Raw genomic sequence first — 24,906 nt, forward strand, 5'->3', positions numbered from 1 at the left:
CTGTGAACCGCTAATCCCGCTGTCGCACAGCGCTATTCGTGATCCTGTTGCGCACCGCCGCCCCTCGGGACGAATTATCCCGCTAACTAACAGTGAACCGATCTCGGATCCGAAAGCACATTTTCACAGGTTGTCCATAGTTTGAAAACGGTGTTCAGTTCATCACTCACAGTTAATTCGTAGGCTGCCTGTCAATAGTTAGCTGGCTACCCGCACGCAAACTACCGAAACCGTAGTTGAACCGAATTCATGTTCTGCCGGTTGGATGCTCGGTAATGGTACGAATGTGTACCCAAATGACACATCAGCTAATGGTCATTGTTGACTATGCAACCTCATAACCAGCATTGATCACCCGGACCGGCCAAAGTGTCGCAACCCCCGGGACATCGGCGTACCAAACTTCGGGGCCGGGACGGGCCGTTTGAGATCCAGCCCACGCCGAAGCTGGATGCGTGACAGAAACCACATTCTGTCCACTGAGGCAAAGAAACCGAGGTTAACGGTGGACATGCGCTGCAATGCCGGGAGGATCGTCCCATTACTGGGACAATATGTGATGTATATCACTGCAGGTAGAAGCGGTACGGCGATGTTCCGGCCGGGCGATCAACCCCCCGCAACGAACAGAGCCGACCAGGACTAGCCCGCAGCGGGCTTGGGGAGCTCGTACGGTGACGCACCGAGATCCGGCACGGCCTCGAATCCGCGCTCACGTGCGCGAGCGACATCCTGACGAATCAGCGCGTTCAGGCCGACGAAGGCAGCCATGTCCAACACCATCGGTGTCAGCAGCCGGTTGTGCACGAATCCGATCGCCAGCCCGCTGGCCGGGTCCGCCCAGCCGACCGACCCGCCGAGTCCGACATGGCCGAATCCCGGCATGATCCCGAACGGCACCGAGTGATACCCGAGGTGGAAGCCCAGCGGCACCCCGAGATTGCGGTCCGCGCGTAAACCGGACGGACCGGCCAGACCGGCCACGGTGCGCTCGGACAGGTAGTCGACGCCACCCAAGCGGCCCTGGTTGGCGATGGCACCGTACATCCGGGCCAGGCCGCGGGCTGTCGCGACACCGTTGACGGCGGGCGCCTCGGTGTCCAGGAACGGGGTGTCGCCCTGAACCAGCGACATCACTCCTGGGAAGTACATGGAGCCGAAGGCGCCCGAGAAGTTCAGTCCGGCGACGCGCGGCGCCACGAAGTCGAAGACATGGTTGGGCCACCGACGTTGTGGAACGAGGATCTGTGCGGCCCGAGTCGGGGCGTCTGCGGGCGGACGCCCCAGGTGCAGACCGTCGGTGCCCAACGGCTCGGCCAACTCGATGCGGAACAGCTCACGCATGCCCTGCCCCGTCACCGCGCGCGCCAGACCCGACAACAGCCAGCCATAGGTGAGCGCGTGATACGCGGACTTGCCGAACAGAAGTGCGTTCACCGGAGCCGCCGCGACCCGGCTCTCCATCACTCGGTGATCCAACAGATCGGCTTTGCTGACGCCGTTGAGCTGAGACAGGCCGGCCTCGTGCGCCATCACCTGACGCACTGTGACCGCGGATTTGCCGTTGGCCCCGAATTCAGGCCAATATTCGCTCACCGCGCCGTCGTATTCGATCAGACCGCGGTCGACGAGGCGGTGGATGACCGTCGAGGCCATACCCTTCGTCGCGGAGAACACCATCGCACCGGTATCGGCCGACCAGTACTGCGTCCCGTCACGGTCCGAGTAGCCGGTCCAGACATCGACGACCGGTTGTCCGCCTTGGAGGATCACCAGCGCGCCGCCGCCGTACTTTCGGCCCGGGAACAGTTTCGAGAAGCCTCGAACGGTGCAGGAGAAGTTCCTGTCCGCCGCGCCCTGGACGCCGTGTGGAAGCGCCTCGTCGCGCTCCCCGTTGTGATCGGTCACACACTCGAATTTACCTGGAACCCCGGCAAATTCCATAAGCGTTACCCACCTGTTAGCCCAGATGGGCCGCCCGCTCACGAGGTCGGCTTGTCGTCCACCTTGAAGTCGACATTGACCTTGCCGGACTCGACGGCCTTGACCGTAGCCGTAACGCCGTACTTGCTGCCGTCCTTGGCTGTCAGCACACAATGTTGAGTCGCCCCGACTTTGCCGTCGATGCCGTCGTCGCAGGTCACAGACTTGGCCTTGCGCTTGGCCGCGGCTTCCAACTTCTCTTTCGCCATGGTTTGCAGCTTGGTCTTGGCCACCGTGGGCTGTACACCGGTCGACGCGCCGCCACAGCCGGTCAGCAGCACTGGGCCGACCATCGCGGCAGCTGCCAACACACGCAGTTTCGCCTTCACGTCCCTCATCTCTGGTCAGCCCAGCCTTTCACTTTCAGTCGGCCGCGTCGAGAATTTCCTGCGCGGCCAAGGCCGGAGTGAGTTCCCCCTCGCGCACCCGGCGCTCCACCTCGTCGCGGATGCTGCGCACACCGGGATGCGACATCACGCGGTCCAGCACGGTGTCGCGCACCATCGACCAGGTCCAATCGACCTGCTGCGCGCGACGCCTGGCCTCGAACTCGCCGGCCTCGGTGAGCACCTTACGATGCTTGAGCACTGTCTCCCACAGCTCGGTCAGGCCATGTCCTTCGATCGCACTCATCGTGAGAACCGGTGGCCGCCACAGCGTTTCGCGGGGATAGATGAGGCGGATGGCGCCCGTCAGTTCGCGGGCGGCAGCCTTGGCCTCGATCGCATGCTCGCCGTCGGCCTTGTTGACGACGATGACATCGGCGAGTTCCAGCACGCCCTTCTTGATGCCCTGCAGTTGGTCACCGGTGCGGGCCAGGGTGAGGAACACGAACGTGTCGACCATGTTCGACACCGTGACCTCGGACTGCCCCACCCCGACCGTCTCCACGAGGATGACGTCGTAGCCGGCCGCCTCCAGCAGGACAATGGTCTCTCGGGTGGCCTTGGCCACTCCACCGAGCGTCCCGGACGTCGGCGACGGCCGGATATAGGCATCCGGATGGACTGCCAGACGGGCCATTCGGGTCTTGTCACCCAGGATCGAGCCACCGGTCCGGGTGGACGACGGGTCCACCGCCAGGACCGCGACCCGGTGTCCGGCCTCGATGAGGTACATGCCGAGGGCTTCGATCGTGGTCGACTTGCCGACTCCGGGCACCCCGGTGATACCGATGTGCTGCGCCTTGCCTGCGTCCGGCATGAGCTCCAGCAACAACTGTTGGGCCTGGTCACGATGGTCGGCCCGGGTGGACTCGACCATCGTGATGGCCCGCGCCAGCGCGGCGCGGTCCCCCTCGCGGATGGCCGCCGCCAGTTCAGGAACCGAAGTCATATCCCGGGTCGCTCCGCTCCTGCCCTCCGAACGGAAGCCACTACTGGCTCAGCTGGTAACCGAGCCGCTGCGCCAGCTTCTGCAGCAGACCGATGGCGGCATCGGCGATCACGGTGCCCGGCGGGAAGATCGCGTTCGCCCCGGCCTCGTACAGCTCGTCGAAATCCCCGGGCGGGATGACCCCGCCGACGACGATCATGATGTCGGGACGGCCGACCTCTGCCAACGCGTCACGCAGCGCGGGCACCAAGGTCAAGTGCCCGGCGGCCAGCGATGACACCCCGACCACGTGAACATCGTTGTCGGCGGCCTGGCGGGCCACCTCCTCGGGGGTCGAGAACAGCGAGCCCACGTCGACGTCGAAACCGATGTCGGCGAATGCCGTCGCAATCACCTTCTGACCACGGTCGTGCCCGTCCTGACCCATCTTGGCCACCAGGATGCGCGGACGGCGGCCGTCGGCCTCGGCGAACTTACCGACCAGCTCCGTGGCAGTAGACATTCCGCCGACCTTTCCAGCTCCCCCAATTTCGTCGCGGTAGACGCCCGAAATCGTACGGATCTCAGCCTGATGCCGCCCGTAGACCTTCTCCAGCGCATCAGAGATCTCGCCGAGGGTGGCATTGGCCCGAGCCGCATTGATCGCCAGGGCCAGCAGGTTGTTGCCCAGCCCGTCCTCCCCTGCCGAGCCGGAGGCCTCGGCGGCGCGGGTCAGCTCGGCCAACGCAGCCTGGGTGGCCGACTCGTCGCGGTCGGCTCGCAGCTGCTGCAGCTTGGCAAGCTGTTCGGCCCGCACCCGGCTGTTCTCGACCTTGAGCACCTCGATCTCTTGATCCTCGGTGACCTGGTACTTGTTGACGCCGATCAGTGGCTGTGCGCCCGAGTCGATGCGGGCCTGCGTACGGGCGGCGGCCTCTTCGATGCGCAGCTTCGGGATTCCGTCGCTGATGGCCTGCGCCATGCCGCCGTGCTCGGCGACCTCTTTGAGATGGGCTCGCGTGCGCTCCGCCAATTGGTACGTCAAAGACTCCACAAAATACGAGCCGCCCCACGGATCGATCGGCCGAGTGGTGCCCGACTCCTGCTGCAGCAGCAGCTGAGTGTTTCGGGCGATCCGCGCCGAGAAATCGGTGGGCAACGCCAGCGCCTCGTCGAGCGCGTTGGTGTGCAACGACTGGGTGTGGCCCTGGGTGGCCGCCATCGCCTCGATGCAGGTACGGGCCACGTTGTTGAACGCGTCCTGCGCAGTCAGCGACCACCCCGAGGTCTGCGAATGGGTACGCAGGGAGAGCGACTTGTCGTTCTTCGGGCCGAACTGGGCCACCAGCTCACTCCACAGCAGCCGGCCGGCACGCAGCTTGGCGACCTCCATGAAGAAGTTCATGCCGATGCCCCAGAAGAAGCTCAGCCGCGGCGCGAATTTGTCGATGTCCAGCCCGGCGTCCAAGCCGGCCTTGATGTACTCGACACCGTCGGCCAGCGTGTAGGCCAACTCCAGATCGGCTGTCGCCCCGGCCTCTTGGATGTGATAGCCCGAGATCGAGATGGAGTTGAACTTCGGCATCTTGGTGCTGGTGTAGGCGAAGATGTCCGAGATGATCCGCATCGACGACTTCGGCGGATAGATGTAGGTGTTGCGGACCATGAACTCTTTGAGGATGTCGTTCTGGATGGTCCCGGCCAGCTTCTCCGGTGGCACCCCCTGCTCCTCGGCGGCGACGACGTAGAGCGCGAGGATCGGCAGCACGGCACCGTTCATCGTCATCGACACACTCACCGTCGACAGGTCGATGCCGTCGAACAGCTGGCGCATGTCGAGGATGGAATCGATCGCCACCCCGGCCATTCCGACGTCACCGGCCACCCGCGGATGATCCGAGTCGTAGCCGCGATGGGTGGCCAGATCGAATGCCACCGACAGACCCTTCTGACCGGCGGCCAGGTTGCGTCGGTAGAACGCGTTGGATTCGGCGGCGGTGGAGAAACCGGCGTACTGACGGATGGTCCACGGCTGGTTGACGTACATCGTCGGGTACGGCCCGCGCACGAAAGGCGGTGCGCCGGGGAAGGTGTCGAGCGGGTAGCCCGCCGCGGCCGCGTCGTCCCGGTCGGCAGAGATGTAGACCGGCTTGACGTCGATGCCCTCGGGTGTGGTCCACGTCAGCTGTTCAGGAGCGTAGCCATGGGCCGCCGCAGCCTCGGCGACGTGCGCCTCGACAGCCTCTGGAGTGGCAAGCTCACCCGTGCCTTCGCCGTGCAGCGGTACGTCCGCAAAACTTCCGATTCCAGTTGTGGCAGTCATCTCAGGCCCCCAGTCCGGTGAGCAGGTTCGACAAAGCTTCGACCGCATCGATCTTGGCGGTGAGGTATCCGTCAGGCTTCGAATCAGCCTCGGCGACAGCCTTTTCCGGGCCGGCCAGGAGCACCTGACGCACCCCGGCGGCGTGCGCGGCAGCCACTGCGCCGGACGCCTCGGCGCCGTAGCGGGCGTCGGTGCCACACAGCACGGCCACCGCCGGGGCACCGGCATCGGCCACCGCGGCGGCGACCGCCGCTGCGTCCAGGGGCCCGGGGTTGACCGCCTCGATCCCGCCGGAGGCCAACAGGTTCGACGCGAATGTGGTGCGGATGTTGTGCTCGGCCAGCGGCCCCAGCGGCAGCAGCAGGACCCTGGGTCGCGCTCCGTTCGCATCCAGGAAGGCGTCCGAGCGGTCGCGCAAGGCCTCAAATCCGGCCGCGTACCGAGCGATCGACGACGCCGAACCACCTTGCGGGAGCGGCTTTTCGTCGAGGTTGGGGAATTCGTTGACACCGGTGATCGCGGTGCGGCGGTGCGCGATGTCGGCACTGCGCCGAGCAGCGACCTCAGCGATCTGGGCGGCGATGTAGTCGCGGGCCGCGACGAATCCGCCACGCGCCTCGATGTCCTGGAAGTGCGCCCAGGCCTGCTCGGCGAGCTGAGCGGTCAGATCCTCGACGAACCACGAGCCACCCGCCGGGTCGAGCACCTGACCGATGTGCGACTCCTCCAGCAGCAGCAGTTGGGTGTTACGGGCGATACGGCGGGCGAAGCTCGCCGATGTCCCGTCCAGTCCGCCCGGAATCGCCGCGTCGAACGGATGCACCTGCACGGTGTCGGCACCCCCGACGCCCGCCGAGAAGGCGGCCAGCGTGGTACGCAGCATGTTCACCCAGGGATCACGCTGGGTCATCATCGGCAGCGAGGTCACCGCGTGAATCCGGGCGGCGCCGGAGGCACCGACCACCTCGGCGACCCGCGCCCAGAGCTGCCGCGCGGCGCGCAGCTTGGCGATTGTCATGAACTGGTCGTCGTCAGCGGCGTAGCGGAAGCTGATCTGCCGCAACGCATCCGGTGTGGCAACCCCGCCGTCGCTGAGGATACGCAGGTAGGCGACCGCCGCCGCGACCGATCCTGCGAGCTCCCAGGCCGCGCTGGCTCCCAGGTTGTGGAACGCCGGACCGTCGACGGTGATCGCCCGAACCCCGCCGGCGTAATCACCGAGCTTGGCAACGGTGGCCGGCAGGTCGGCCTCGTCCGTGGCGGATTTCCCCGACAGCGGTGCAGTCAGCGGGTCGGCTCCCAGGTCGATCGACAGCCGCGAGCGCTGGTCGTCGTCAAGGTCTGCGAGCAGTGGCAACACCGCATCGGCGATGGCGGACGCGTCAGCCCCGGTGTTCGCAACGGGTTCGAAGATGACCGGCACCAGATCCAGGAAAACGCCGTCGAGCAGGCGGTCCAATTCGCTGACGGCGATACCGCCCTCGTGGCCGACCCGCAGGGCGAGGGCGCTGGCCCCTTCGGTCAACGCCACCAATACGGCACCGTTGACGGTGCCGACCTCGGTACCCGCGACAGCGGGGAAGCTCTCCACGACCTTCCAGCCGGACTTCACGTCACGCAGGGCGTCTCCGCCGCGCACGAACGGCCACTGCCCCGGCAGAGTTGGCTCGGGGCGCGCGTCGAGGCTGGTGTAGAGCGGCCGGATGGCGAAACCCTCGTACGTCTGTGAATCCAGTAGGCGTTCCGGCTCGGCCGGCAGATCGGCCACGTCCCGCCGACTGCTCTTGGCCAGCACGCCGGCAACCGCCGTCCGCCACTGTGCGCGGTCCGACTCGATCGCACTCGTCCCCTGTAACGACACCCGCATCTCCTGTTATCGCAGCGTGTGACATACCCACTCGCGCTAAAGGCTAAATGATCGCCATCACGGCCCTGACCGCTGGTAGGTGGAATCACGGCCGCGCCCAGCGGAGTTCCCCGCCCGTGGCCCGTACTGTTGTAAGACATGAAACCCGTCGTCAGAACCCTGCGCATGGTGCGCGCCGCGGTGCTCACGACGGCTTCCCAATTGCCGACCAGGCGGATCGTGGGGCTGCTGGCCGGCATTGTGATTCTTGTCGCAGTTGCCGTGCTGGTTCCGTTGCCGACGGCGATGCAGATGCGGGACTGGGCCACCTCGGTAGGTCCGTGGTTCCCGCTGGCCTTCCTCTGTGCCCACATCGTCGTGACCGTCTTCCCATTCCCCCGCACTGCGTTCACCCTGGCCGCGGGCCTGCTGTTCGGGCCGGTACTGGGCGTGGCGATCGCGGTTGTGGCCAGTGCGGTGAGCGCCGTGCTCGCGTTGTTCTTGATCCGCGCGGCCGGTTGGCAGCTCAATCGGCTGGTCCCCCATCCTCGGATCGACATGCTGGATACCCGGCTGCGCCGGCGCGGCTGGCCGGTGGTGCTGTCCATGCGGTTGATCCCGGCAGTGCCGTTCTCGGTGCTGAACTACGCGGCCGGCGCCTCTGCAGTGCGGGTCCTGCCCTACACGCTCGCGACGCTGGTCGGCTTGTTCCCCGGCACGGCGGCCGTCGTCATTCTGGGCGACGCGTTGACCGGGAACATCAGCCCGGCGCTGGTTCTGGTGTCGGTGAGCACCGCCGCGCTCGGGGTTGCCGGCCTCGTCTACGAATGGCGCCTCCACCACCGCGAACGTGCGCGTCTGCACGCCGACACGCCGCCATCGGTGGGCATTGCACGCACGCTCACGGAACCCTGAGGAGTCAACGGATGGCCGCGCTGCCCGATTTCGGTGCCAAACTCCTTCGCAACCGCCGGCTCGTGCGTGCCCCGATCTGGCTCTACCGGATGCGGGCCGGGGCACTGTTCGGCGCGAGGATGATGATGCTCGAGCACATCGGTCGCACCTCCGGCGCACGTCGCTACGTCGTGCTCGAAGTGGTGGGCCGGCCGACCCCCGACACCATCGTCGTCGCCTCGGGTTTCGGCGCAAAGGCCCAGTGGTTCCGCAACGTTTCCGTCAATCCGCAGGTCCGGGTGTGGCTCGGTAGCCACCGCCCGGCCCCCGCTGTCGCGCAGGTACTCGGTCAACAGGCCGTCGACCAGGTACTGGCGGATTACCGCACGCAGCATCCGAAGACGTGGGACCAGTTCAAGCTCGTCCTCGAACAGACGCTCGGTCAACCGATCACCGATACGAACGCACCGCTGCCGATGGTGGAGCTGCGGTTGCAGCCCCGCCGCTGATCCCCCGCCTTCCTAGCCGGGTGGAGGTTGGATGCGCACCTGACGCCGGGTGGGCCGATGCGCGACGACGATACCGACGGTCACACAGGCCTGCACGCCGCCGGTCGGTGACGGGTCGACGGCCCAATCACGTTGTCCCGCATCCTCGAACAGGGCGACTGCATTCGCGCCGGCGCCGGTGCTGAACCGGGTCTGATAGCGAATTCCGCTGTGACGCCCGGTCGCGAAGAAGGCCGCCGCCCAGGCTTGCGGCAGTTCATAGACCGGGCACGTACCGATCTCGCGGGTCATGCCGACGAACGAAGCCGCCCGCGGCGAACATGTGTTGGCCAACCATCTGGGGGCCGGCACCCGCACCCTCGACAGCGCGGTGCGGGCCGCTGCCTCGAACGTGACCACGCCCTGACGCACCAGGTCGTGACCGAAGCGCTCCCGCAACGCCGTCGTGACATCGGTTGCCAGATAACAGGTTCCGTTCGGCGGGAGCAGATCGAAGCGTCCGGTCAGATCTGAGGAGAACCACCACGGCGACCTGTCCACGGTGTGGGCCCGGTACAGCTGATGGTCTGTGCGTAACCGGGACCGGGGGAACCCGGCGACATCCGGTGGTGAACCGAGTGCGGGCCGTTGACGGCTCATGCGCTCCAGCTCGCGGCGGTCTCCCGCGCCATCTCGATCACCCGTTGCGGATCTCCACCGCGGCGCAACCAGTCCGCGGGGCAGGACCCGTCGAGTCGGTCACTGGGCGCCCGCATCCACAGCGCTGCCATCCACGGATCGTCGGTGCCCTCGGTCAGCACGGTCAGCACGTCGCGCAGCGAGGGAATGGTGGCGCCGCTGTCCAGAAACTGCCACGTCGGGTACACGACCCCGCCGTCGTCGAGCGGACAGGCCAGTACCGCGTACCGCGCGACCTTCTGGTGCAGCGCCTGGCGGGTGACACCGAGCCAGCGGGCCAGCCCTGCCGTGTCGTAGAACGGCCCCGTGATCTCGTCGAACACATGCCCCAGCGGCAACGCGGCGACCATGGCATCGGCGATCTCCTCCGGGTCTCCGAATGCCTCCGGGCCGAGGCTGGCCTCGTCGGCCCGACGCAGCCGCTCATGGACCTTCCGGCTGACCGACCGCATGATCTGACGCTCGAACAATGCGAGATCGGTCATCGAGGCCTCCCAGGTGCGTCAACTCCGTCAAGTCTACTGCGTCAAGGAGGTCAAGCAAGGCTGCCAACCCGATGGCTATGCGCGGTGTGCGCCGCCATCCAGCTCATTCGGCGGGAACCCGGACGGATTCCCCAATGACTGCTGCGGTGGTGCGGCACCCAGCGGCGGCGCGGTGGCCCGTGCCGCTTCCTCGGCCTTCGCCACGGCCCGCGCGATCTCCGGGTCGGTTTCGGTGTTGAACCATCCGGCGACCTCGTCGCTGTCATCCTCCGGCTTGGGCAGATCCTGCTCCACCGGCGGTGGGGTGTAGCGGAAGACCCCGTCCTCGCCGGGCGCCCCCAGCATCTTGGTGAATCCCTGCAGGGCCGAACCGAAGTCACTGGGCACCAGCCACACCTTGTTGGCCTCGCCCTTCGCCATCTGCGGCAGCGTCTGCAGGTACTGGTAGGCCAGCATCTCCGGTGTCGGCCGTCCCGCCTTGATCGCGGCGAAGGTCTTCTCGATGGCCTTGGCCTGACCCTGGGCCTGCAGATACTGGGCAGCCCGTTCACCCTGGGCGCGCAACATCCGGGACTGCCGGTCGGCTTCGGCCGCCAGGATCGCGGCCTGCTTGGCCCCCTCGGCTGCCAGGATCTGCGACTGCTTCTGGCCCTCGGCCTGTTTGATCGACGACTCCCGCACACCCTCTGCGGTGAGGATCATGGCCCTCTTGTCGCGGTCGGCCTTCATCTGCTTTTCCATCGACTCCTGGATCGAGGGTGGCGGGTCGATGCTGCGCAGCTCGACCCGCGCCACCCGCAGCCCCCAGCGACCTGTCGCCTCGTCCAGCACACCCCGCAACTGGGCGTTGATCGAGTCGCGTGAGGTCAGCGTCTGCTCGAGAGTCATCCCGCCGACGACGTTGCGCAGTGTCGTGGTGGTCAGCTGCTCCACACCGACGATGTAGTTGCTGATCTGGTACACCGCCTTGGCCGGGTCGGTCACCTGGAAATAGACCACGGTGTCGATGTTGAGCGTCAGGTTGTCCTCGGTGATCACGGGCTGCGGCGGAAAGGACACCACCCGCTCACGCAGGTCCACGCGTGCCCGGATCCGATCGATGAACGGCACCAGCAGCGTCAGCTGACCACTGACCGTGCGGCTGTACCGGCCGAGACGCTCGATCACCGCCGCCTCGGCCTGCGGAATGAGCGCAACCGACTTGGCCACGATGATGATCGCGAACACCACAAGCACAAGCAGCAAGATCAGCCCGGCTACGGCACCTTCCATGGTGAATCCCTCCTGAGGTACTGAGTCGTTTTGCAGAGCTACTACATCGTTCTGAAGACCACCGCGGTGGCGCCGTCGATCTTGACGACGGTCACGTGATCACCCGGCTCGTACACATCGTTGTCGTCGAGAGGCCGCGCCGTCCAGATCTCTCCGTCGAGCTTGACCTGCCCCTCGTGCTGCGCCACCCGGTCCAACACCAGTGCGGACTTGCCTTCCAGCGCCTTGACCGGTTCCGGAAGTCCCCGGCCGGCCTCGAAACGGCGCCGCAGCGTCGGCCGAACCAGAACCAGCAAAAGGACGGAGACCACGAGAAAGACCACGCCGTCGGCCCAGAGCGGCAGGTCGAACAGCCAACTCGATCCGGTCGCGGCCAATGCACCGCCGGCCAGCATGAGCAGGAACATGTCGCCGGTCAGCGCCTCTGCCCCGGCGAGTCCCAGCGCCAGGATGAGCCAGATCAGCGGAAGGGGCATACGGACACCCTAGCGAATCCGACCTCATCGGCGGCCGACAATTACACTGCCAGGATCATGTGGTGTCCAAGTGCAACTCTTTCGATGTGGGCCAACGCCTGGCTCGCGGGCGCAGCCGCGCCGGACGACGTCCTCGACGCGTTATCCCAGTGGGCACCAATGCATTCTGTGACTGCCTATGACTCGCAAGCCGCGGTCCGGACCGGGCTGCCCTGGCCTGAGTTGGAAGACTCGGGTTCGGTGTCGTTGCTGCAGACCCTGCGCACCGCCGTCGGCAGGTCCGGCACCAGGCCCTCCATCAGAGTCGCCCTCCCGGTGCCCGGCGATGTCCGCGGACTGCCCGCCGGTTCGCAGTTTCAGCGCGATGCACTGACCGTGGGTGAAGCGGTGCTGGTGACCCATGACGAGCTCGACGGCGTCGGGCTCGTGCCGGAGTTCGAATACTTCGAATTTGACGACGTGGAAACCGAATCCACGTTCGAGCCCGAGCCTCGGGCACTGTCGTGGACCGTGTACTCACTGCCCGTTCTGCCGCCGCCTCAGCACTACGATCTCGGCGAGGCCGAGTATGAGTTGCGCTCAGCCGTGCGCTCGGCCGCGGACACGCTGGTCGCATTGCGGGCCGGTATCGGTGTGGATGTCGACGATCCCCGCGGCATGGTCGAGGACATCCTCGAAGCCGGACGGCTGCACCACATCCCCGACCACGCCCCCACCCGGGCCGTGCGGGTGCTGGAGAACGCCGCCCACGTGGAAGCGATCATCACCGTGAGCTCTGGCCTGATGCCGATCGGCCTCCAGAGTTCCTCGGAGGTTCAGATCGCCGGCGACGCCATGCGGCCGCTGGCTCAGGTGGTGCGCTCGGCACGGTTGGCCGCGCTCGAGGCCATTCTTCAATCTGCTTGGCGTGACTAGCTTTTCGTGCCGCAGCAGTACGGTGAGCACGGTGCGCCGTTGACGCTGGATCCGTAGCCGGCGACCGGATCTGGGCCCGCTACCCGCAGGGGGGCCGCACCGGTACGCAGCTCGTCGATCAGCCCGGCGGCCAACTGCGCGAAACGCGGATCCGCGTTCGGGGTACGCGCCCGCGCGAAGGCCACACCGGCCTGTTCGGCCTGCAGTCGCAGCTCGTAATCCAGATCCCACACCACCTCGATGTGGTCGGCGACGAACCCGATCGGGCAGACGATCACTGCCCGGGTTCCCTTCTGGTCCAACATGGTCAGGTGATCAGCCACGTCAGGCTCCAGCCACGGTATTCGGGGCGGACCCGACCGCGACTGCCAGACCTGGTCGTAATCGTCGTAACCCGCGGCGGCGGCCACCAGACGCGTCGCGTACTCCACCTGACGGCTGTAGAGCCGCGGGCCGTGGCGTTCATCGGCGGCGATGGGAATCGAGTGGGCGGTGAACACCAGCCGGGCCTCATCCCGCAGTTCGGCCGGCAATGTGGCGGCCGCTGCCGCGATCGAGTCGGCGAACATCTCCACCAGGAGCGGGTGGTCGAAGTACTGGCGCAGTTTGACCAGCTCCGGTGCGGTCGCACCTGCCGCGGCGCGAGCCCGGGCGATGTCCTCGACGTACTGGGTGCAGCCGGAATACCCGCCCCAGGCCGACGTGGTGAACACCGCCGCCCGCCGAATGCCGTTGTCGCGCATCGCCGCAACCGTGTCCTCGACGTACGGTTCCCAATTCCGGTTGCCGAAATAGACCGGCAGGTCGGGCAACTGCAACCTCAGCTGCTCGATCAGTGCCCGATTGATCCCGTTGATCGGCGACACCCCACCGAAATGCAGGTAGTGCTCGGCGACGTCGGCCAACCGCTCGGCCGGGATTCCGCGCCCCCGGGTGACGTTCTCCAGGAACGGCATCACCTCGTCCGGCGCCTCCGGTCCCCCGAAAGACAGCAGCAGGACAGCGTCGAAGGAATCCGGGCGTTCCATGCTTCTAGAGCAGCTGGGTGCTGGCGCCGCCGTCGGCGTAGACGATGGTGCCGGTGGTGGCGGGCAGCCAGTCGGACAGCAGGGCACACACGGTCTTGGCAACCGGCTCGGGGTCCTTCATGTTCCAGCCGACCGGCGCCCGCTGATCCCAGCCCTCTTCGAGCAGCCGCATCTGATCACCGGCTTCGGCGCCCAGCGCACCGCCGACGATGGCGCTCATGGCCAGGGTCCGGATCGGGCCCGCCGCAACGAGGTTGGAGCGGACACCGAACGGGCCGGCCTCACGAGCGACGAACCGGTTGACCGACTCGAGGGCGCTCTTGGCCACCGTCATCCAGTTGTACGCGGGCATCGCGCGGGTCGGGTCGAAGTCCATGCCGACGATGCTGCCGCCGGAGTTCATGACCGGCAGCGTGGCCTTGGCCAGCGAGGCGTAGGAGTACGCCGAGATGTGGATGCCCTTGGCAACGTCCTCGTACGGGGCGTCGAAGAAGGGGTTCACACCCATGCCGGTCTGCGGCATGAAGCCGATTGAGTGGACAACGCCGTCGAGCTTGTTGCCCTCGCCGATGACGCCGGAGATCCGGTCGGCCAGGCTCGCCAGGTGCTCCTCGTTCTGCACGTCGAGTTCCAGCAGCGGCGCCGGCTTGGGCAACCGGTCGGCGATGCGCTGGATCAGCTTCATCCGGTCGAATCCGGTGAGCACCAACTCAGCCCCGGCCTCCTGGGCCACCTTCGCGATGTGGAACGCGATCGACGAGTCCGTGATGATTCCGGTGACGAGGATGCGTTTGCCTTCGAGCAGACCTGCCATTATTGCGACTCCTTCTTGAGGAAAGTTTCAGTAGACCAATATCTTTGGGTCAGATCCAGGTGGATCAGTGGCCCATACCCATGCCGCCGTCGACGGGGATCACCGCACCGGCGATGTAGCTTGCATCCTCGGAGGCAAGGAAGCTCACCGCGCCGGCGACCTCCTCGGCGGTGCCGACCCGCTTGGCGGGGATGAATTCCAGAGCACCCGCCTGGATCCGGTCGTCCAGGGCACGGGTCATCTCGGTGTCGATGTAACCCGGGGCCACCACGTTGGCGGTGACACCGGCCTTGGACAGCTCCCGGGAGATCGAGCGGGCCATACCGATCAGGCCGGCCTTGGCGGCCGCGTAGTTGGCCTGATTGCCGATGCCCCACATGCCCGAGACCGAACCGATGAAGATGATCCGGCCGAATCGCTTGCGCTGCATGCTGCGCGAGGCCCGCTGCGCCACCCGGAATGCTCCGGTGAGATTGGCGTTGATGACGTTCTCGAACCGCTCCTCGGTCATCCGCATGAGGAACGCGTCCTGGGAGATGCCGGCGTTGGACACCAGCACCTCGACCGGCCCCTGGTGCTCCTCGACCTCTTTGAACGCGCGGTCGACGGCCTCGTTGTCGGTCACGTCGCACACGACGCCGAACAGCCCCTCCGGTGCTCCGGACCCGCGGTGTGTGACGGCAACCTTGTGCCCGTCGGCGGCCAGCCGCTGCGCGATCGCCAGCCCGATCCCCCGGTTTCCGCCCGTTACCAGCACGGAACGGGGAACGAACGCGGGCCGGCTGCCGGCTTCTGCAACTGCGGTTTCGGTGGCACTCTCGGTGGCGACACTGTCACTCATGCCCGCCAACTTAACGTGTCAGCCATGGATCGCCGAAATCGACACCAGGGCTGTTGTACGTGCGAATTCACAACCATGACGTAGATCTCGACGTCGGCTCAACCGGGCAGTCTGCGGTTGATCAGCAGGGCCGCCACCCCGGCCAGGGCCAGCACCAACGCGCCCAGCCGCAGCCAGCCAAGACTGGCATCGCCCTTGATCGTCTCGTAGCCGATCTGCTGCTGCAGCGAGGTGAACACCTGCTTGAGCTGTTCCAGGCTGGACGCGGTGAAGGCATCACCTCCGGACAGCTTGGCGATCTTGCCCAGCATCTCGTCGTCGACCGGAACCGGCTGGCGCTGGTCATTGATCTCGACATAGCCGTAGGGCGTGCCGAAGGACACCGTGGAGATCGGCACCCCCTGGTCCTTGGCGGTGCGCGCCGCCGTGTAGGCGCCCTTGGGATTGTCTGGATTGGACGGCACGGTCTCCTTGCCGTCGGACATCAGCACGATGCGCGCGGGCGGCTTCTCGTCACCACCGCCGATCACCGCACCGACGGTGGCGATCGCCTGCAATGCGGTGAAGATGCCCTCACCCGTGGCGGTCCGGTCGGCCAATTGCAGCTTGTCGAGGCCGTTCTTGGTGGCATCACGGTTGGTGGTCGGCTGCACCAGGACGGTCGCCGTCCCGGCATAGGCGATGAGGCCGAGGTTGATCCCGGGGGTGAGCTGATCGGCGAACTGCTTGGCAGCTTCCTGCGCGGCAGCCAACCGGCTGGGCGCGACGTCGGTGGCACGCATCGACTGCGACACGTCGATCACCAGCATCACGACCGCGCGATTGCGCGGAATCCGCACATCATGGGTCGGGCCGGCCATCGCCACCGTCAGCAGGACGAGCGAGACCGCCAGCAGCGCCGCGGGCAGATGCCGCCAGCGAGTCGGCTGTTTGGGCGCCACACTCTCGAGCAGCTCCATGTTGGCGAACCGCAGGATCCGCTGCTTGCGCGCGCGCTGCACGATGACGTAGTACGCCATCAGGCCCAGTACGACGAAGAGGAACAGGAACCACCACGCGTGCGCGAAGCCCGTCAGGCTCATCGGACCGAGAATCGGTAAAGTCATGTGCTAGAAGTCATTTCGGTTGGTTGCTGATCAAGCGTTCATCGGTGTTGGTTTCCTCTTCGCGCAAGCGCTCATCGGTGTTGGTCTCCTCTTCGCGCAAGCGCTCATCGCACGTGTCTCCTCTTCGCGCAAGCGCTCATCGGCCGGCCAGGGCGCCGCGCCGCCGGCTCGCCACGAACCGCACCACATCGGCGATCCAGTCCCGGTCGGTGCGCAGACTCAGCAGCGGTGCGTCGCAACGCCGCAGGGTGCGAGCCACTTCCTCGCGATGAGCCGTGGCGGCCCGCTCGAAGTCACTGCGGAGCTGCTCGTCGATGGTGAACTCGCGGGTGACACCGGTCTCGGTGTCCTGCAGCACCACGTCGCCCACGGCGGGCAGTTCGACGTCGCGCGGATCGAGTACCTCGATGCCGAGCACCTCGTGCCTTCCGGCGATCGCCCGCAACGGGCGCATCCAGTTGACCGGTCCGAGGAAGTCGCTGATGATCACCGCCATGCCGCGGCGGCGCTCGGGACGGCGCAGGGCGTCGATCGCCGCGGCCAGGTCACCGCGGACCCCGGTCGGGGCCTTGGGCATCGTGGCGATGGCCCGCAGCATTTCCTGCTCGTGAACGCGGCCGGACAGCGCGGGCACCCGCCGCACCGATTCACCGTTGGCGATGATCGCGCCGATCCGGTTGCCACCACCGCTGTTGAGGAACGTGATCGCCGCGGCGGCTGCCACCGCGAGATCGCGCTTCTCGCAACCGGTGGTTCCGAAGTCGAGACTGGCGGACATGTCGACGACCAGCCAGGTCTCCAGCTCACGGTCGGCGATCATCTGCCGCACATGGGGCGTCATCGTCCGCGCTGTCACCGACCAGTCCATCCGGCGCACATCGTCGCCGGGCTGGTAGATCCGCGAGTCCCCCGGCTCCGATCCCGGGCCCGGGATCAGGCCGAGGTGGTCGCCGTGGAGCACGCCGTCGAGCTTGCGCCGTACCGTCAGCTCAAGCTTGCGTAACGCCGCCGTCAACGCCGGGTCCCGAATCTCCCCGCGCTTCAGAGACGGCAGATCCACAGAGCGTCGGGCCCCGGAAGAACTGGTCACCGACCACCAGCCGCGGCAGCCGCGGCAGGAACGGCGGGCGGAACCGAATGCCCTTGCTGCGGAAGCGCATTCACCTGCGGCAGGGCGACGGTCTGCAGGATCCGGTTGACCACGGTCTCGGCCGACACCTCGTCTGCCAGCGCGTCGTAGGTCAGCACCAGCCGGTGACGCAGCACATCGGGGATCACCTCGACGACGTCCTGCGGGATCACGTAATCACGGCCCCGCACCAACGCCAGCGCGCGGGCCGCCGAGATGATGCCCAGCGAGGCACGCGGCGAGGCGCCGTAGGCGATCCACGCCTTGGCATCGGGCATGCCGAACTTCTCGGGCTCGCGGGTCGCGGTGACGATCCGTACCACGTAATCCACCAGCGCGTGATGCACGAAGGTGTTGGCCGCGAGTTCCTGCAGCCGCAGCAGGTCGCCCGTGTCCAGGATCTGCTTGGGCTCCGGGGGCTTCACACCCATCCGGTAGATGATCTCGCGCTCTTCCTCCGGCGTCGGGTAATCGACGTTGAGCTTGAACAGGAAGCGGTCGCGCTGGGCCTCCGGCAGCGCGTAGACGCCTTCCTGCTCGATCGGGTTCTGGGTGGCCATCACCAGGAACGGGCTGGGAAGCGGGAAGGTCTTACCGCCGATGGAGATCTTGCGCTCGGCCATCACCTCGAGCAGGGCGGACTGCACCTTGGCCGGTGCACGGTTGATCTCGTCGGCGAGCAGGAAGTTGACCACGACCGGGCCGAGCTCGATGTCGAAGTCTTCCTTGCCCTGCCGGTAGATGCGGGTACCGATGATGTCGGTGGGCACCAGGTCAGGGGTGAACTGGATGCGGGCGAAGGTTCCGCCGACCACCTTGGCGAACGTCTCGACGGCCAGCGTCTTGGCCACACCGGGCACGCCCTCGAGCAGCACGTGGCCCTTGGCGAGCAGACCGACGAGCATCCGCTCGACGAGCTGGTCCTGGCCGACGATGATCCGCTTGACCTCGAAGATGGCGCGTTCCAGGGTGTGCACCTCGGCCTGCAGGCTGCCGTTGGTCGCGGCCGGGGCGGCCGGGGCGGCGTGGGAGCCGGCCGACCCGGGCGGAAAGCCCGGCGCCGGGCTCGAACCGGGATAACCTCCGGAGCCCTGCGGCGGTCCACTCGGTGACGTCATCAACTTCCTCCCACGGTGTTCGACTACAGAACGCTGGTAACGCGCACTTGCTCTATCGGGCAATCGGGTGCCCGTCGTCAACTATTCCAGGCACTTCGAGATCCGTCGACGCCGCCCGGAAGACTTCAGGTTCCCCTCAGGATTCGATGATGCGGGCCGCATAGGGCTGGATGCCCGACATCCGGACCGGGCTCACCGTCACTTTTTCCGCGCTGCCCGATGCCTCCAGCATCTTGCCGCCGCCGAGGTACATCGCCACGTGCTGACTGCCGCCCGGCCCCCAGAACAGGAGGTCGCCGCGCTTGGCCTGGGCCACCGGCACCTTTCGGCCGGTGTTGTACTGGTCGCCCGAGTACTTCGGGACCTGCACGCCCACGCCGGCGAAGGCGTAGCGGGTCAGCCCCGAACAGTCGAAGCCCATTTTTCCGGCGTCGTAGTCCACGCCCGGGCCGGGTCCGGTGAGCGTGCCGCCGCCCCAGGAATACGGCACACCCATCTGGCTGCCGCCCCTGCGGATCGCGTATTCGATGGCCTGCGGTCCGCGTACCCGTCCGCCGGGGAATGTCGAGGCGGCCTGTTTGGGGGCCAGACCGATGGTCTGCAGGAACTGCGAACCGAGACTCTGTGTGGTCTGCAGCGCGATCTGGCTGACCTGGAACGAGGCGTTGGCGATGGCCACCGGATCCCCCGGCGCGCCCGAGCTGACGATCTTCGGCAGGGTCGGATCCCATTGGCCGTCGTCTGGCGCAGCGTTGGCCGGCGCCACCAGGCTGATCGCCGCAAACGCGGTTGCGGCGATCAGGATCAGGCAACGTAAGGCGAAGGAGCGCAATGTATTCCCATCAGTATTCGATGTAGCGGACGACGTACGGGGTCATCCCGCTCGTGCGGACCGGGGAGATCTTGACCTCCGAACCCGTGTAGGGCGCTTCGAGCATCTGGCCGTTGCCGAGATAGAGCGTCACGTGCTGGCTGCCGCCGGGGCCGTAGAAGATGACGTCGCCACGGCGCATCTGCGACGACGGGATCTTGCGGCCGGCGTTGTACTGCGAGCCCGAGTAATGCGGCAGCTTGATTCCGACGCCGGCGAACCCGTAGAGGATCAGGCCCGAACAGTCGAACCCGACCGTGTTGGCGCCCGAATCGATGCCGCGACTCGGACCGGCAGCGTTGCCACCGCCCCAGGAGTAGGGAACGCCCATCTGCGAGCCGGCCCGCTGGATCACATATTCGGAGGCCTGCCGTCCGTACACCCGCGGGATGGCCCCGTTGGTGTAGCCGGTCGGTGTGGGCAGGATCCCCATCTTCTGCAGGAACTGCCGCCCCATGTTCTGGGTGACCTGCGCCGAAGTCGACGAGATACCGAGAATGGTGTTGATGATGGCGACCGGGTCACCACTGACGAATGCACTGGGGATCGCCGGCAGCGTGGGATCCCACGCGCCGTCCCAGTTCTGGCCCGCCTGCACGGGCGCGCCCGGGGCACGGTCCCAGTTGTCCGCCGCGGCGGCAGCGGCGGGTGCCGGCGCCGCGGGGGCGGTCGACGCCGACGCCTTGTGCACGTGAGCGAGTTGGGCTTGGGCCGAGGCGCGTTCGGCGGTCAGCCGCTGGAGCTCACCTTGCTGCGAGCTGAACGTCTGCTGCGCGGTTTGCAGCGCCGCGACCGCAGTGTCCTGGCTCGTCTGGGCGTTGACCGTGGCCTGATCGGCGTTCTGCTTGGCCAGGCGTGCGGCCGACTCTCGGTTGACCTGCTCGGTACGGGCGCGCTGTAGATCGGTGATCACCTTGTCGCTGCTGGCGGCCAGGGTCTGACCGGTGGCGGCGGCGCTGACGATGTCGGTCGGGTCGGACGCGGTCAGGTACGAACTGGAGGGGCCACTGACATAGGTTGCGGCGGCGAAGGTGTCGAAGCGCTTCTGCGCCTGGGTGATGGCGTTGTTGGCGTCGGTGATGCCTTGCTGGCTGGCATCGACCTCTTGCTGCGCCGTGGCGGCCGCATCACGGGCATCCTGCACGTCGACAATTGCCTTGTTGACGGCTTCCTGCTGGGTCTGGATGGCGGCGCCGAGCTCCTGGAGCTTCTGGTCGGCGTTGGCCACCGCGGCGACGAGCGTTGCGACCTGATCGGGTGCTCCCGGATCAGCGGCGGCGGCCGGGACACCTCCCGACATGGCCGTGGCCAACAGCATCCCGGCGGTCACCGGCACGGCCAAGAAACGGCCGTACAGCCGGGACGCCGAGGCGCCAACGGTGCGTCTCATTCGACTCAAGTCTCCTATGGCTCAACGACGGCGTACCGGCGTTTGCTCGGGGCCATTGCACAGAAGTCACAGGAAGCACAACTGCAACAATGGGTACCGATTGCACCGTACGTCACATCCAGAACTAAAGAAACTTTAGTCACGAATTACAAGATTGTAATTGCGAATAGTGTGACCAATTAGTGATATTGAGCGTTATTCCGAACGACTGTTCGATGGATTTCCGGCACCTACTCCGAGGGTGCGCTCGACGCCTCTGACCCGGCCAATTGTTTGCTGCGGCGCTGCAGAACCCGGGTGAGGGTGGCTGCCCCCGCGACGCCGACAATCAATGCGAGAGCGAGCGCGGTCCAGGGGAAATCCGGCGTGGAAATCTCGCTGACGAAATTCTTCGCGGATAAGACCGGATCACCGGTCTTGGCGACGTCCTGACCGGCCTCCAAAGTCACCCGATCGATCGTCGGACTGTAAGTACCGGCGAACGACGGGCTCAGCGCGAGCACGGTCGCACCCGGATTGGCCTGCCCGACCTCGGTGGCGATATCCCGCAGCGGGGTGTCGATACCCGGGTTACTCGGCAGCACGACGATCTTGAGGTCGACACCCTCCTGCCGGGCATCGCTGACCACCTGACGCAGAGCTTCGACATCTGCGGCGGGGGCACTGACCCCGTCGTCGCGAACATCGGACTGCACGGCCGCCATGCACTTGGCCACCCCGTCGGGTTGCGCCGCATCGAGCCCTACGGTGTCGCACACCTCGACCGGAATGTAGGCCGGCAGGGATGGGATGACATGGGGTCCGGTCACGTCAGGCACGGTACGCTGCGCCCACCCGCCCCCGGAAAGCGACACAGGAATCGTCATCGCATCGGTATGCGGACGGATCCGACGCATTCACCCGACTCCGTTGGCAACGAGCACCCGACAGGGAAGACTGGACCCCGGCCCACTGAGCCTTGCAGGACAAGCGTACTGTTAAGATCGGAACGCCGCCGACACAGCCCGTCGCGGCGAGATCGAGCCGGGAGTTGATGTGAGCAGCGAGAATACGGAAAATTCGTCCCTTAACTCATTTGGTGCCCGCGACACACTGACTGTCGGGGACCAGAACTACGAGATCTATCGACTGGACGCGGTACCCGGTACCGAAAAGCTCCCGTACAGCCTCAAAGTACTTGCCGAGAATCTGTTGCGCACCGAAGACGGCGCCAACATCACCAAGGACCACATCCAGGCCATCGCCAACTGGGATCCCTCGGCCGACCCGAGCATCGAGATCCAGTTCACCCCGGCCCGGGTGATCATGCAGGACTTCACCGGCGTGCCGTGCATCGTCGACCTGGCCACCATGCGTGAGGCCGTCGCGACCCTCGGCGGCGACCCGGACAAGGTCAACCCCCTGTCACCCGCCGAGCTGGTCATCGACCACTCCGTCATCCTCGATGTGTTCGGCAACGCCGGCGCGTTCGAGCGCAACGTCGAGCTCGAATACGAGCGCAACGGCGAGCGCTACCAGTTCCTGCGCTGGGGCCAGGGCGCCTTCGACGACTTCAAGGTCGTCCCGCCCGGCACCGGCATCGTGCACCAGGTCAACATCGAATACCTCGCCCCCACGGTGATGGTCCGCAACGGTAAGGCCTACCCGGACACCTGTGTGGGCACCGACAGCCACACGACCATGGTCAACGGCCTGGGCGTGCTGGGCTGGGGCGTCGGCGGTATCGAGGCGGAGGCGGCCATGCTGGGCCAGCCCGTCTCGATGTTGATCCCCCGCGTCGTCGGCTTCAAGCTGACCGGTGAGATCAAGCCCGGCGTGACCGCCACCGACGTGGTGCTGACCGCCACTGACATGCTGCGCAAGCACGGCGTGGTCGGCAAGTTCGTCGAGTTCTACGGCAAGGGTGTTGCCGAGGTGCCGCTGGCCAACCGCGCCACCCTGGGCAACATGAGCCCCGAATTCGGTTCCACCGCAGCGATCTTCCCGATCGACGAGGAGACCATCAACTACCTGCGACTGACCGGGCGCACCGACGAGCAGCTTGCGCTGGTCGAGGCTTACGCCAAGGCGCAGGGCATGTGGCACGATCCGGATCACGAGCCGGCCTTCTCCGAGTACATCGAGCTGGATCTCTCCACCGTGGTGCCTTCGATCTCGGGCCCCAAGCGCCCGCAGGACCGCATCGAACTGTCAGATGCCAAGAACGCCTTCCGCAAGGACATCCACAACTACGTCGAGGAGAACCTGCCCGTCGAGCACACTCAGCTCGACGAGGCGATCGAGGAGTCCTTCCCGGCCTCGGATCCGGCCAAACTGTCCTTCGCCGACGACGGCGCCGTCGACGTCCGTCCGTCGGCCGCCAACGGCTCCACCGGCCGCCCCTCCAAGCCGGTCACCGTCAAGTCCGCCGAGCGCGGCGACTTCGTGCTGGACCACGGCGCCGTCGTTGTCGCAGGCATCACCTCGTGCACCAACACCTCCAACCCGTCGGTCATGCTCGGCGCGGCACTGCTGGCCAAGAAGGCCGTCGAAAAGGGCCTGACCACCAAGCCGTGGGTGAAGACCAACATGGCGCCGGGCTCGCAGGTCGTCACCGACTACTACAACAAGGCCGGGGTGTGGCCCTACCTGGAGAAGCTCGGCTACTTCCTGGGTGGCTACGGCTGCACCACGTGCATCGGGAACACCGGCCCGCTGCCCGAGGAGATCTCCAAGGCGATCAACGAGAATGACCTCTCGGTGACCGCGGTGCTCTCGGGTAACCGCAACTTCGAAGGCCGCATCTCCCCCGACGTCAAGATGAACTATCTGGCCTCCCCGCCGCTGGTCATCGCCTACGGCATCGCGGGAACCATGGACTTCGACTTCGAGGCCGACCCGCTCGGTCAGGACCAGGACGGCAAGGACGTCTTCCTCGCAGATATCTGGCCGACAGCCGCCGAGATCGAAGAGACCATCGCGTCGTCGATCAACCGGGAGATGTTCACCGACTCGTACGCCGACGTGTTCAAGGGCGACGAGCGCTGGCGGTCGCTACCCACCCCGGAGGGCAACACCTTCGAGTGGGACGAGAACTCGACCTATGTCCGCAAGGCACCGTACTTCGACGGTATGCCCGCCGACCCGCAGCCGGTCAAGGATATCTCCGGCGCCAGGGTCCTTGCGCTGCTTGGCGATTCGGTGACCACCGACCACATCAGCCCGGCCGGCGCCATCAAGCCGGGCACCCCGGCCGCCCAGTACCTCGACGCCCACGGTGTGGAGCGCAAGGACTACAACTCGCTGGGCTCGCGACGCGGCAACCACGAGGTGATGATCCGCGGCACCTTTGCCAACATCCGCCTGAAGAACCAGCTCCTCGATGATGTCTCCGGTGGCTACACGCGCGACTTCACTCAGTCCGCTAGTGCGAAAGACGCGCCGCAGGCGTTCATCTACGACGCGTCGGTGAACTACCAAAAGGCCGGCATCCCGCTGGTGGTGCTGGGCGGCAAGGAGTACGGATCCGGCTCCTCGCGTGACTGGGCGGCCAAGGGCACCACCCTGCTCGGCGTGCGTGCGGTCATCACCGAGTCCTTCGAGCGCATCCACCGGTCGAACCTGATCGGCATGGGCGTCATCCCGCTGCAGTTCCCGGCCGGAGAGTCGGCCGCGAGCCTCAAGCTCGACGGCACTGAGACCTTCGACATCTCCGGGATCACCGCGCTCAACGAGGGCAAGACCCCGAAGACGGTGAAGGTGACCGCCACGCGTGAGAACGGCGAGAAGGTGGAGTTCGACGCGGTGGTCCGCATCGACACCCCCGGTGAGGCCGACTACTACCGCAACGGCGGCATCCTGCAGTACGTGCTGCGCAACATGCTGAAGTCGAAGTAATCCCCATCAGACCGACCGAAGCAGCCATGGGACGTCCG

22 protein-coding genes are annotated in these 24,906 nt (G+C 66.3%); 4 read left to right on the plus strand and 18 right to left on the minus strand.

Features of this window, described 5'->3' with window-relative positions; genetic code table 11:
* Positions 1 to 642: 642 nt before the first annotated feature.
* The 5 genes from lipL to mutA form a co-directional block, all read right to left on the minus strand.
* On the minus strand, positions 643 to 1,908 hold the full coding sequence (lipL, locus tag ACZY08_RS15045; RefSeq protein WP_463745854.1) for an esterase/beta-lactamase LipL: 1,266 nt from the start codon (positions 1,906 to 1,908) through the stop codon (positions 643 to 645).
* A 74-nt stretch (positions 1,909 to 1,982) separates the two neighbouring features.
* Positions 1,983 to 2,321 carry a DUF4333 domain-containing protein gene (locus tag ACZY08_RS15050; protein ID WP_463745853.1) on the minus strand — a complete coding sequence of 113 codons (339 nt, stop codon included), beginning with the start codon at positions 2,319 to 2,321 and terminating at the stop codon, positions 1,983 to 1,985.
* A 25-nt stretch (positions 2,322 to 2,346) separates the two neighbouring features.
* Positions 2,347 to 3,318 (minus strand): methylmalonyl Co-A mutase-associated GTPase MeaB, encoded by a 972-nt coding sequence (gene meaB / locus ACZY08_RS15055; protein WP_463745852.1) that lies wholly within the window; start codon positions 3,316 to 3,318, stop codon positions 2,347 to 2,349.
* A 40-nt stretch (positions 3,319 to 3,358) separates the two neighbouring features.
* Entirely contained in the window at positions 3,359 to 5,620 is a 2,262-nt protein-coding gene (gene scpA, locus ACZY08_RS15060; RefSeq protein ID WP_463745851.1) for a methylmalonyl-CoA mutase, read from the minus strand.
* Between the two features lies 1 nt (position 5,621).
* Entirely contained in the window at positions 5,622 to 7,487 is a 1,866-nt protein-coding gene (gene mutA, locus ACZY08_RS15065; RefSeq protein ID WP_463745850.1) for a methylmalonyl-CoA mutase small subunit, read from the minus strand.
* A gap of 138 nt (positions 7,488 to 7,625) precedes the next feature.
* On the opposite strand from mutA, the gene ACZY08_RS15070 reads away from it, so the two are divergent.
* Together ACZY08_RS15070 and ACZY08_RS15075 are read left to right on the plus strand one after the other, a co-directional pair.
* Positions 7,626 to 8,381 (plus strand): TVP38/TMEM64 family protein, encoded by a 756-nt coding sequence (locus ACZY08_RS15070; protein WP_463745849.1) that lies wholly within the window; start codon positions 7,626 to 7,628, stop codon positions 8,379 to 8,381.
* An 11-nt stretch (positions 8,382 to 8,392) separates the two neighbouring features.
* Positions 8,393 to 8,869: a nitroreductase family deazaflavin-dependent oxidoreductase gene (locus ACZY08_RS15075; protein WP_463745848.1), complete on the plus strand. Its 477-nt coding sequence runs from the start codon at positions 8,393 to 8,395 to the stop codon at positions 8,867 to 8,869.
* Between the two features lie 12 nt (positions 8,870 to 8,881).
* On the opposite strand, the gene ACZY08_RS15080 is transcribed toward ACZY08_RS15075, so the two are convergent.
* The 4 genes from ACZY08_RS15080 to ACZY08_RS15095 all read right to left on the minus strand — a co-directional run bounded on the left by ACZY08_RS15080 (position 8,882) and on the right by ACZY08_RS15095 (position 11,780).
* Complete coding sequence (locus ACZY08_RS15080; protein ID WP_463745847.1) at positions 8,882 to 9,508, minus strand: RES family NAD+ phosphorylase; 627 nt, start codon at positions 9,506 to 9,508, stop codon at positions 8,882 to 8,884.
* Complete coding sequence (locus ACZY08_RS15085; RefSeq protein ID WP_463745846.1) at positions 9,505 to 10,032, minus strand: hypothetical protein; 528 nt, start codon at positions 10,030 to 10,032, stop codon at positions 9,505 to 9,507. The genes ACZY08_RS15080 and ACZY08_RS15085 overlap by 4 nt, the downstream gene beginning before the upstream one ends.
* Positions 10,033 to 10,107: 75 nt before the next feature.
* Positions 10,108 to 11,304 carry an SPFH domain-containing protein gene (locus ACZY08_RS15090; protein WP_463745845.1) on the minus strand — a complete coding sequence of 399 codons (1,197 nt, stop codon included), beginning with the start codon at positions 11,302 to 11,304 and terminating at the stop codon, positions 10,108 to 10,110.
* A gap of 41 nt (positions 11,305 to 11,345) precedes the next feature.
* Positions 11,346 to 11,780: an NfeD family protein gene (locus ACZY08_RS15095; protein WP_463745844.1), complete on the minus strand. Its 435-nt coding sequence runs from the start codon at positions 11,778 to 11,780 to the stop codon at positions 11,346 to 11,348.
* 57 nt (positions 11,781 to 11,837) lie between these two features.
* On the opposite strand from ACZY08_RS15095, the gene ACZY08_RS15100 reads away from it, so the two are divergent.
* On the plus strand, positions 11,838 to 12,695 hold the full coding sequence (locus tag ACZY08_RS15100; protein WP_463745843.1) for a hypothetical protein: 858 nt from the start codon (positions 11,838 to 11,840) through the stop codon (positions 12,693 to 12,695).
* Here the strand turns inward: ACZY08_RS15100 and ACZY08_RS15105 are convergent.
* The 9 genes from ACZY08_RS15105 to ACZY08_RS15145 all read right to left on the minus strand — a co-directional run bounded on the left by ACZY08_RS15105 (position 12,692) and on the right by ACZY08_RS15145 (position 21,801).
* Positions 12,692 to 13,723: a ferrochelatase gene (locus tag ACZY08_RS15105; protein ID WP_463745842.1), complete on the minus strand. Its 1,032-nt coding sequence runs from the start codon at positions 13,721 to 13,723 to the stop codon at positions 12,692 to 12,694. The genes ACZY08_RS15100 and ACZY08_RS15105 overlap by 4 nt on opposite strands.
* 4 nt (positions 13,724 to 13,727) lie before the next feature.
* On the minus strand, positions 13,728 to 14,537 hold the full coding sequence (gene inhA, locus ACZY08_RS15110; RefSeq protein WP_463745841.1) for an NADH-dependent enoyl-ACP reductase InhA: 810 nt from the start codon (positions 14,535 to 14,537) through the stop codon (positions 13,728 to 13,730).
* Positions 14,538 to 14,601: 64 nt separating this feature from the next.
* Complete coding sequence (gene fabG1, locus ACZY08_RS15115; RefSeq protein WP_463745840.1) at positions 14,602 to 15,378, minus strand: 3-oxoacyl-ACP reductase FabG1; 777 nt, start codon at positions 15,376 to 15,378, stop codon at positions 14,602 to 14,604.
* 98 nt (positions 15,379 to 15,476) lie between these two features.
* A complete protein-coding gene (locus ACZY08_RS15120) occupies positions 15,477 to 16,484 on the minus strand; it encodes a VWA domain-containing protein (protein ID WP_166904584.1) in 1,008 nt (335 codons plus the stop codon).
* Between the two features lie 136 nt (positions 16,485 to 16,620).
* Positions 16,621 to 17,574: a DUF58 domain-containing protein gene (locus ACZY08_RS15125; protein ID WP_463745839.1), complete on the minus strand. Its 954-nt coding sequence runs from the start codon at positions 17,572 to 17,574 to the stop codon at positions 16,621 to 16,623.
* A complete protein-coding gene (moxR1, locus tag ACZY08_RS15130) occupies positions 17,571 to 18,731 on the minus strand; it encodes a chaperone MoxR1 (protein ID WP_463745838.1) in 1,161 nt (386 codons plus the stop codon). The genes ACZY08_RS15125 and moxR1 overlap by 4 nt, the downstream gene beginning before the upstream one ends.
* A gap of 136 nt (positions 18,732 to 18,867) precedes the next feature.
* Entirely contained in the window at positions 18,868 to 19,563 is a 696-nt protein-coding gene (ripB, locus tag ACZY08_RS15135; protein WP_463745837.1) for an NlpC/P60 family peptidoglycan endopeptidase RipB, read from the minus strand.
* Between the two features lie 10 nt (positions 19,564 to 19,573).
* Complete coding sequence (ripA, locus tag ACZY08_RS15140) at positions 19,574 to 20,992, minus strand: NlpC/P60 family peptidoglycan endopeptidase RipA (RefSeq protein ID WP_463745836.1); 1,419 nt, start codon at positions 20,990 to 20,992, stop codon at positions 19,574 to 19,576.
* Positions 20,993 to 21,222: 230 nt separating this feature from the next.
* Positions 21,223 to 21,801: an Rv1476 family membrane protein gene (locus ACZY08_RS15145; protein WP_463745835.1), complete on the minus strand. Its 579-nt coding sequence runs from the start codon at positions 21,799 to 21,801 to the stop codon at positions 21,223 to 21,225.
* A 226-nt stretch (positions 21,802 to 22,027) separates the two neighbouring features.
* Here ACZY08_RS15145 and ACZY08_RS15150 point away from each other — a divergent pair, with 226 nt between their 5' ends.
* Positions 22,028 to 24,868 (plus strand): aconitate hydratase, encoded by a 2,841-nt coding sequence (locus tag ACZY08_RS15150; RefSeq protein WP_463745834.1) that lies wholly within the window; start codon positions 22,028 to 22,030, stop codon positions 24,866 to 24,868.
* The last annotated feature ends 38 nt before the right edge of the window (positions 24,869 to 24,906 follow it).

Source organism: Mycobacterium sp. IDUB_9 (assembly GCF_055419505.1).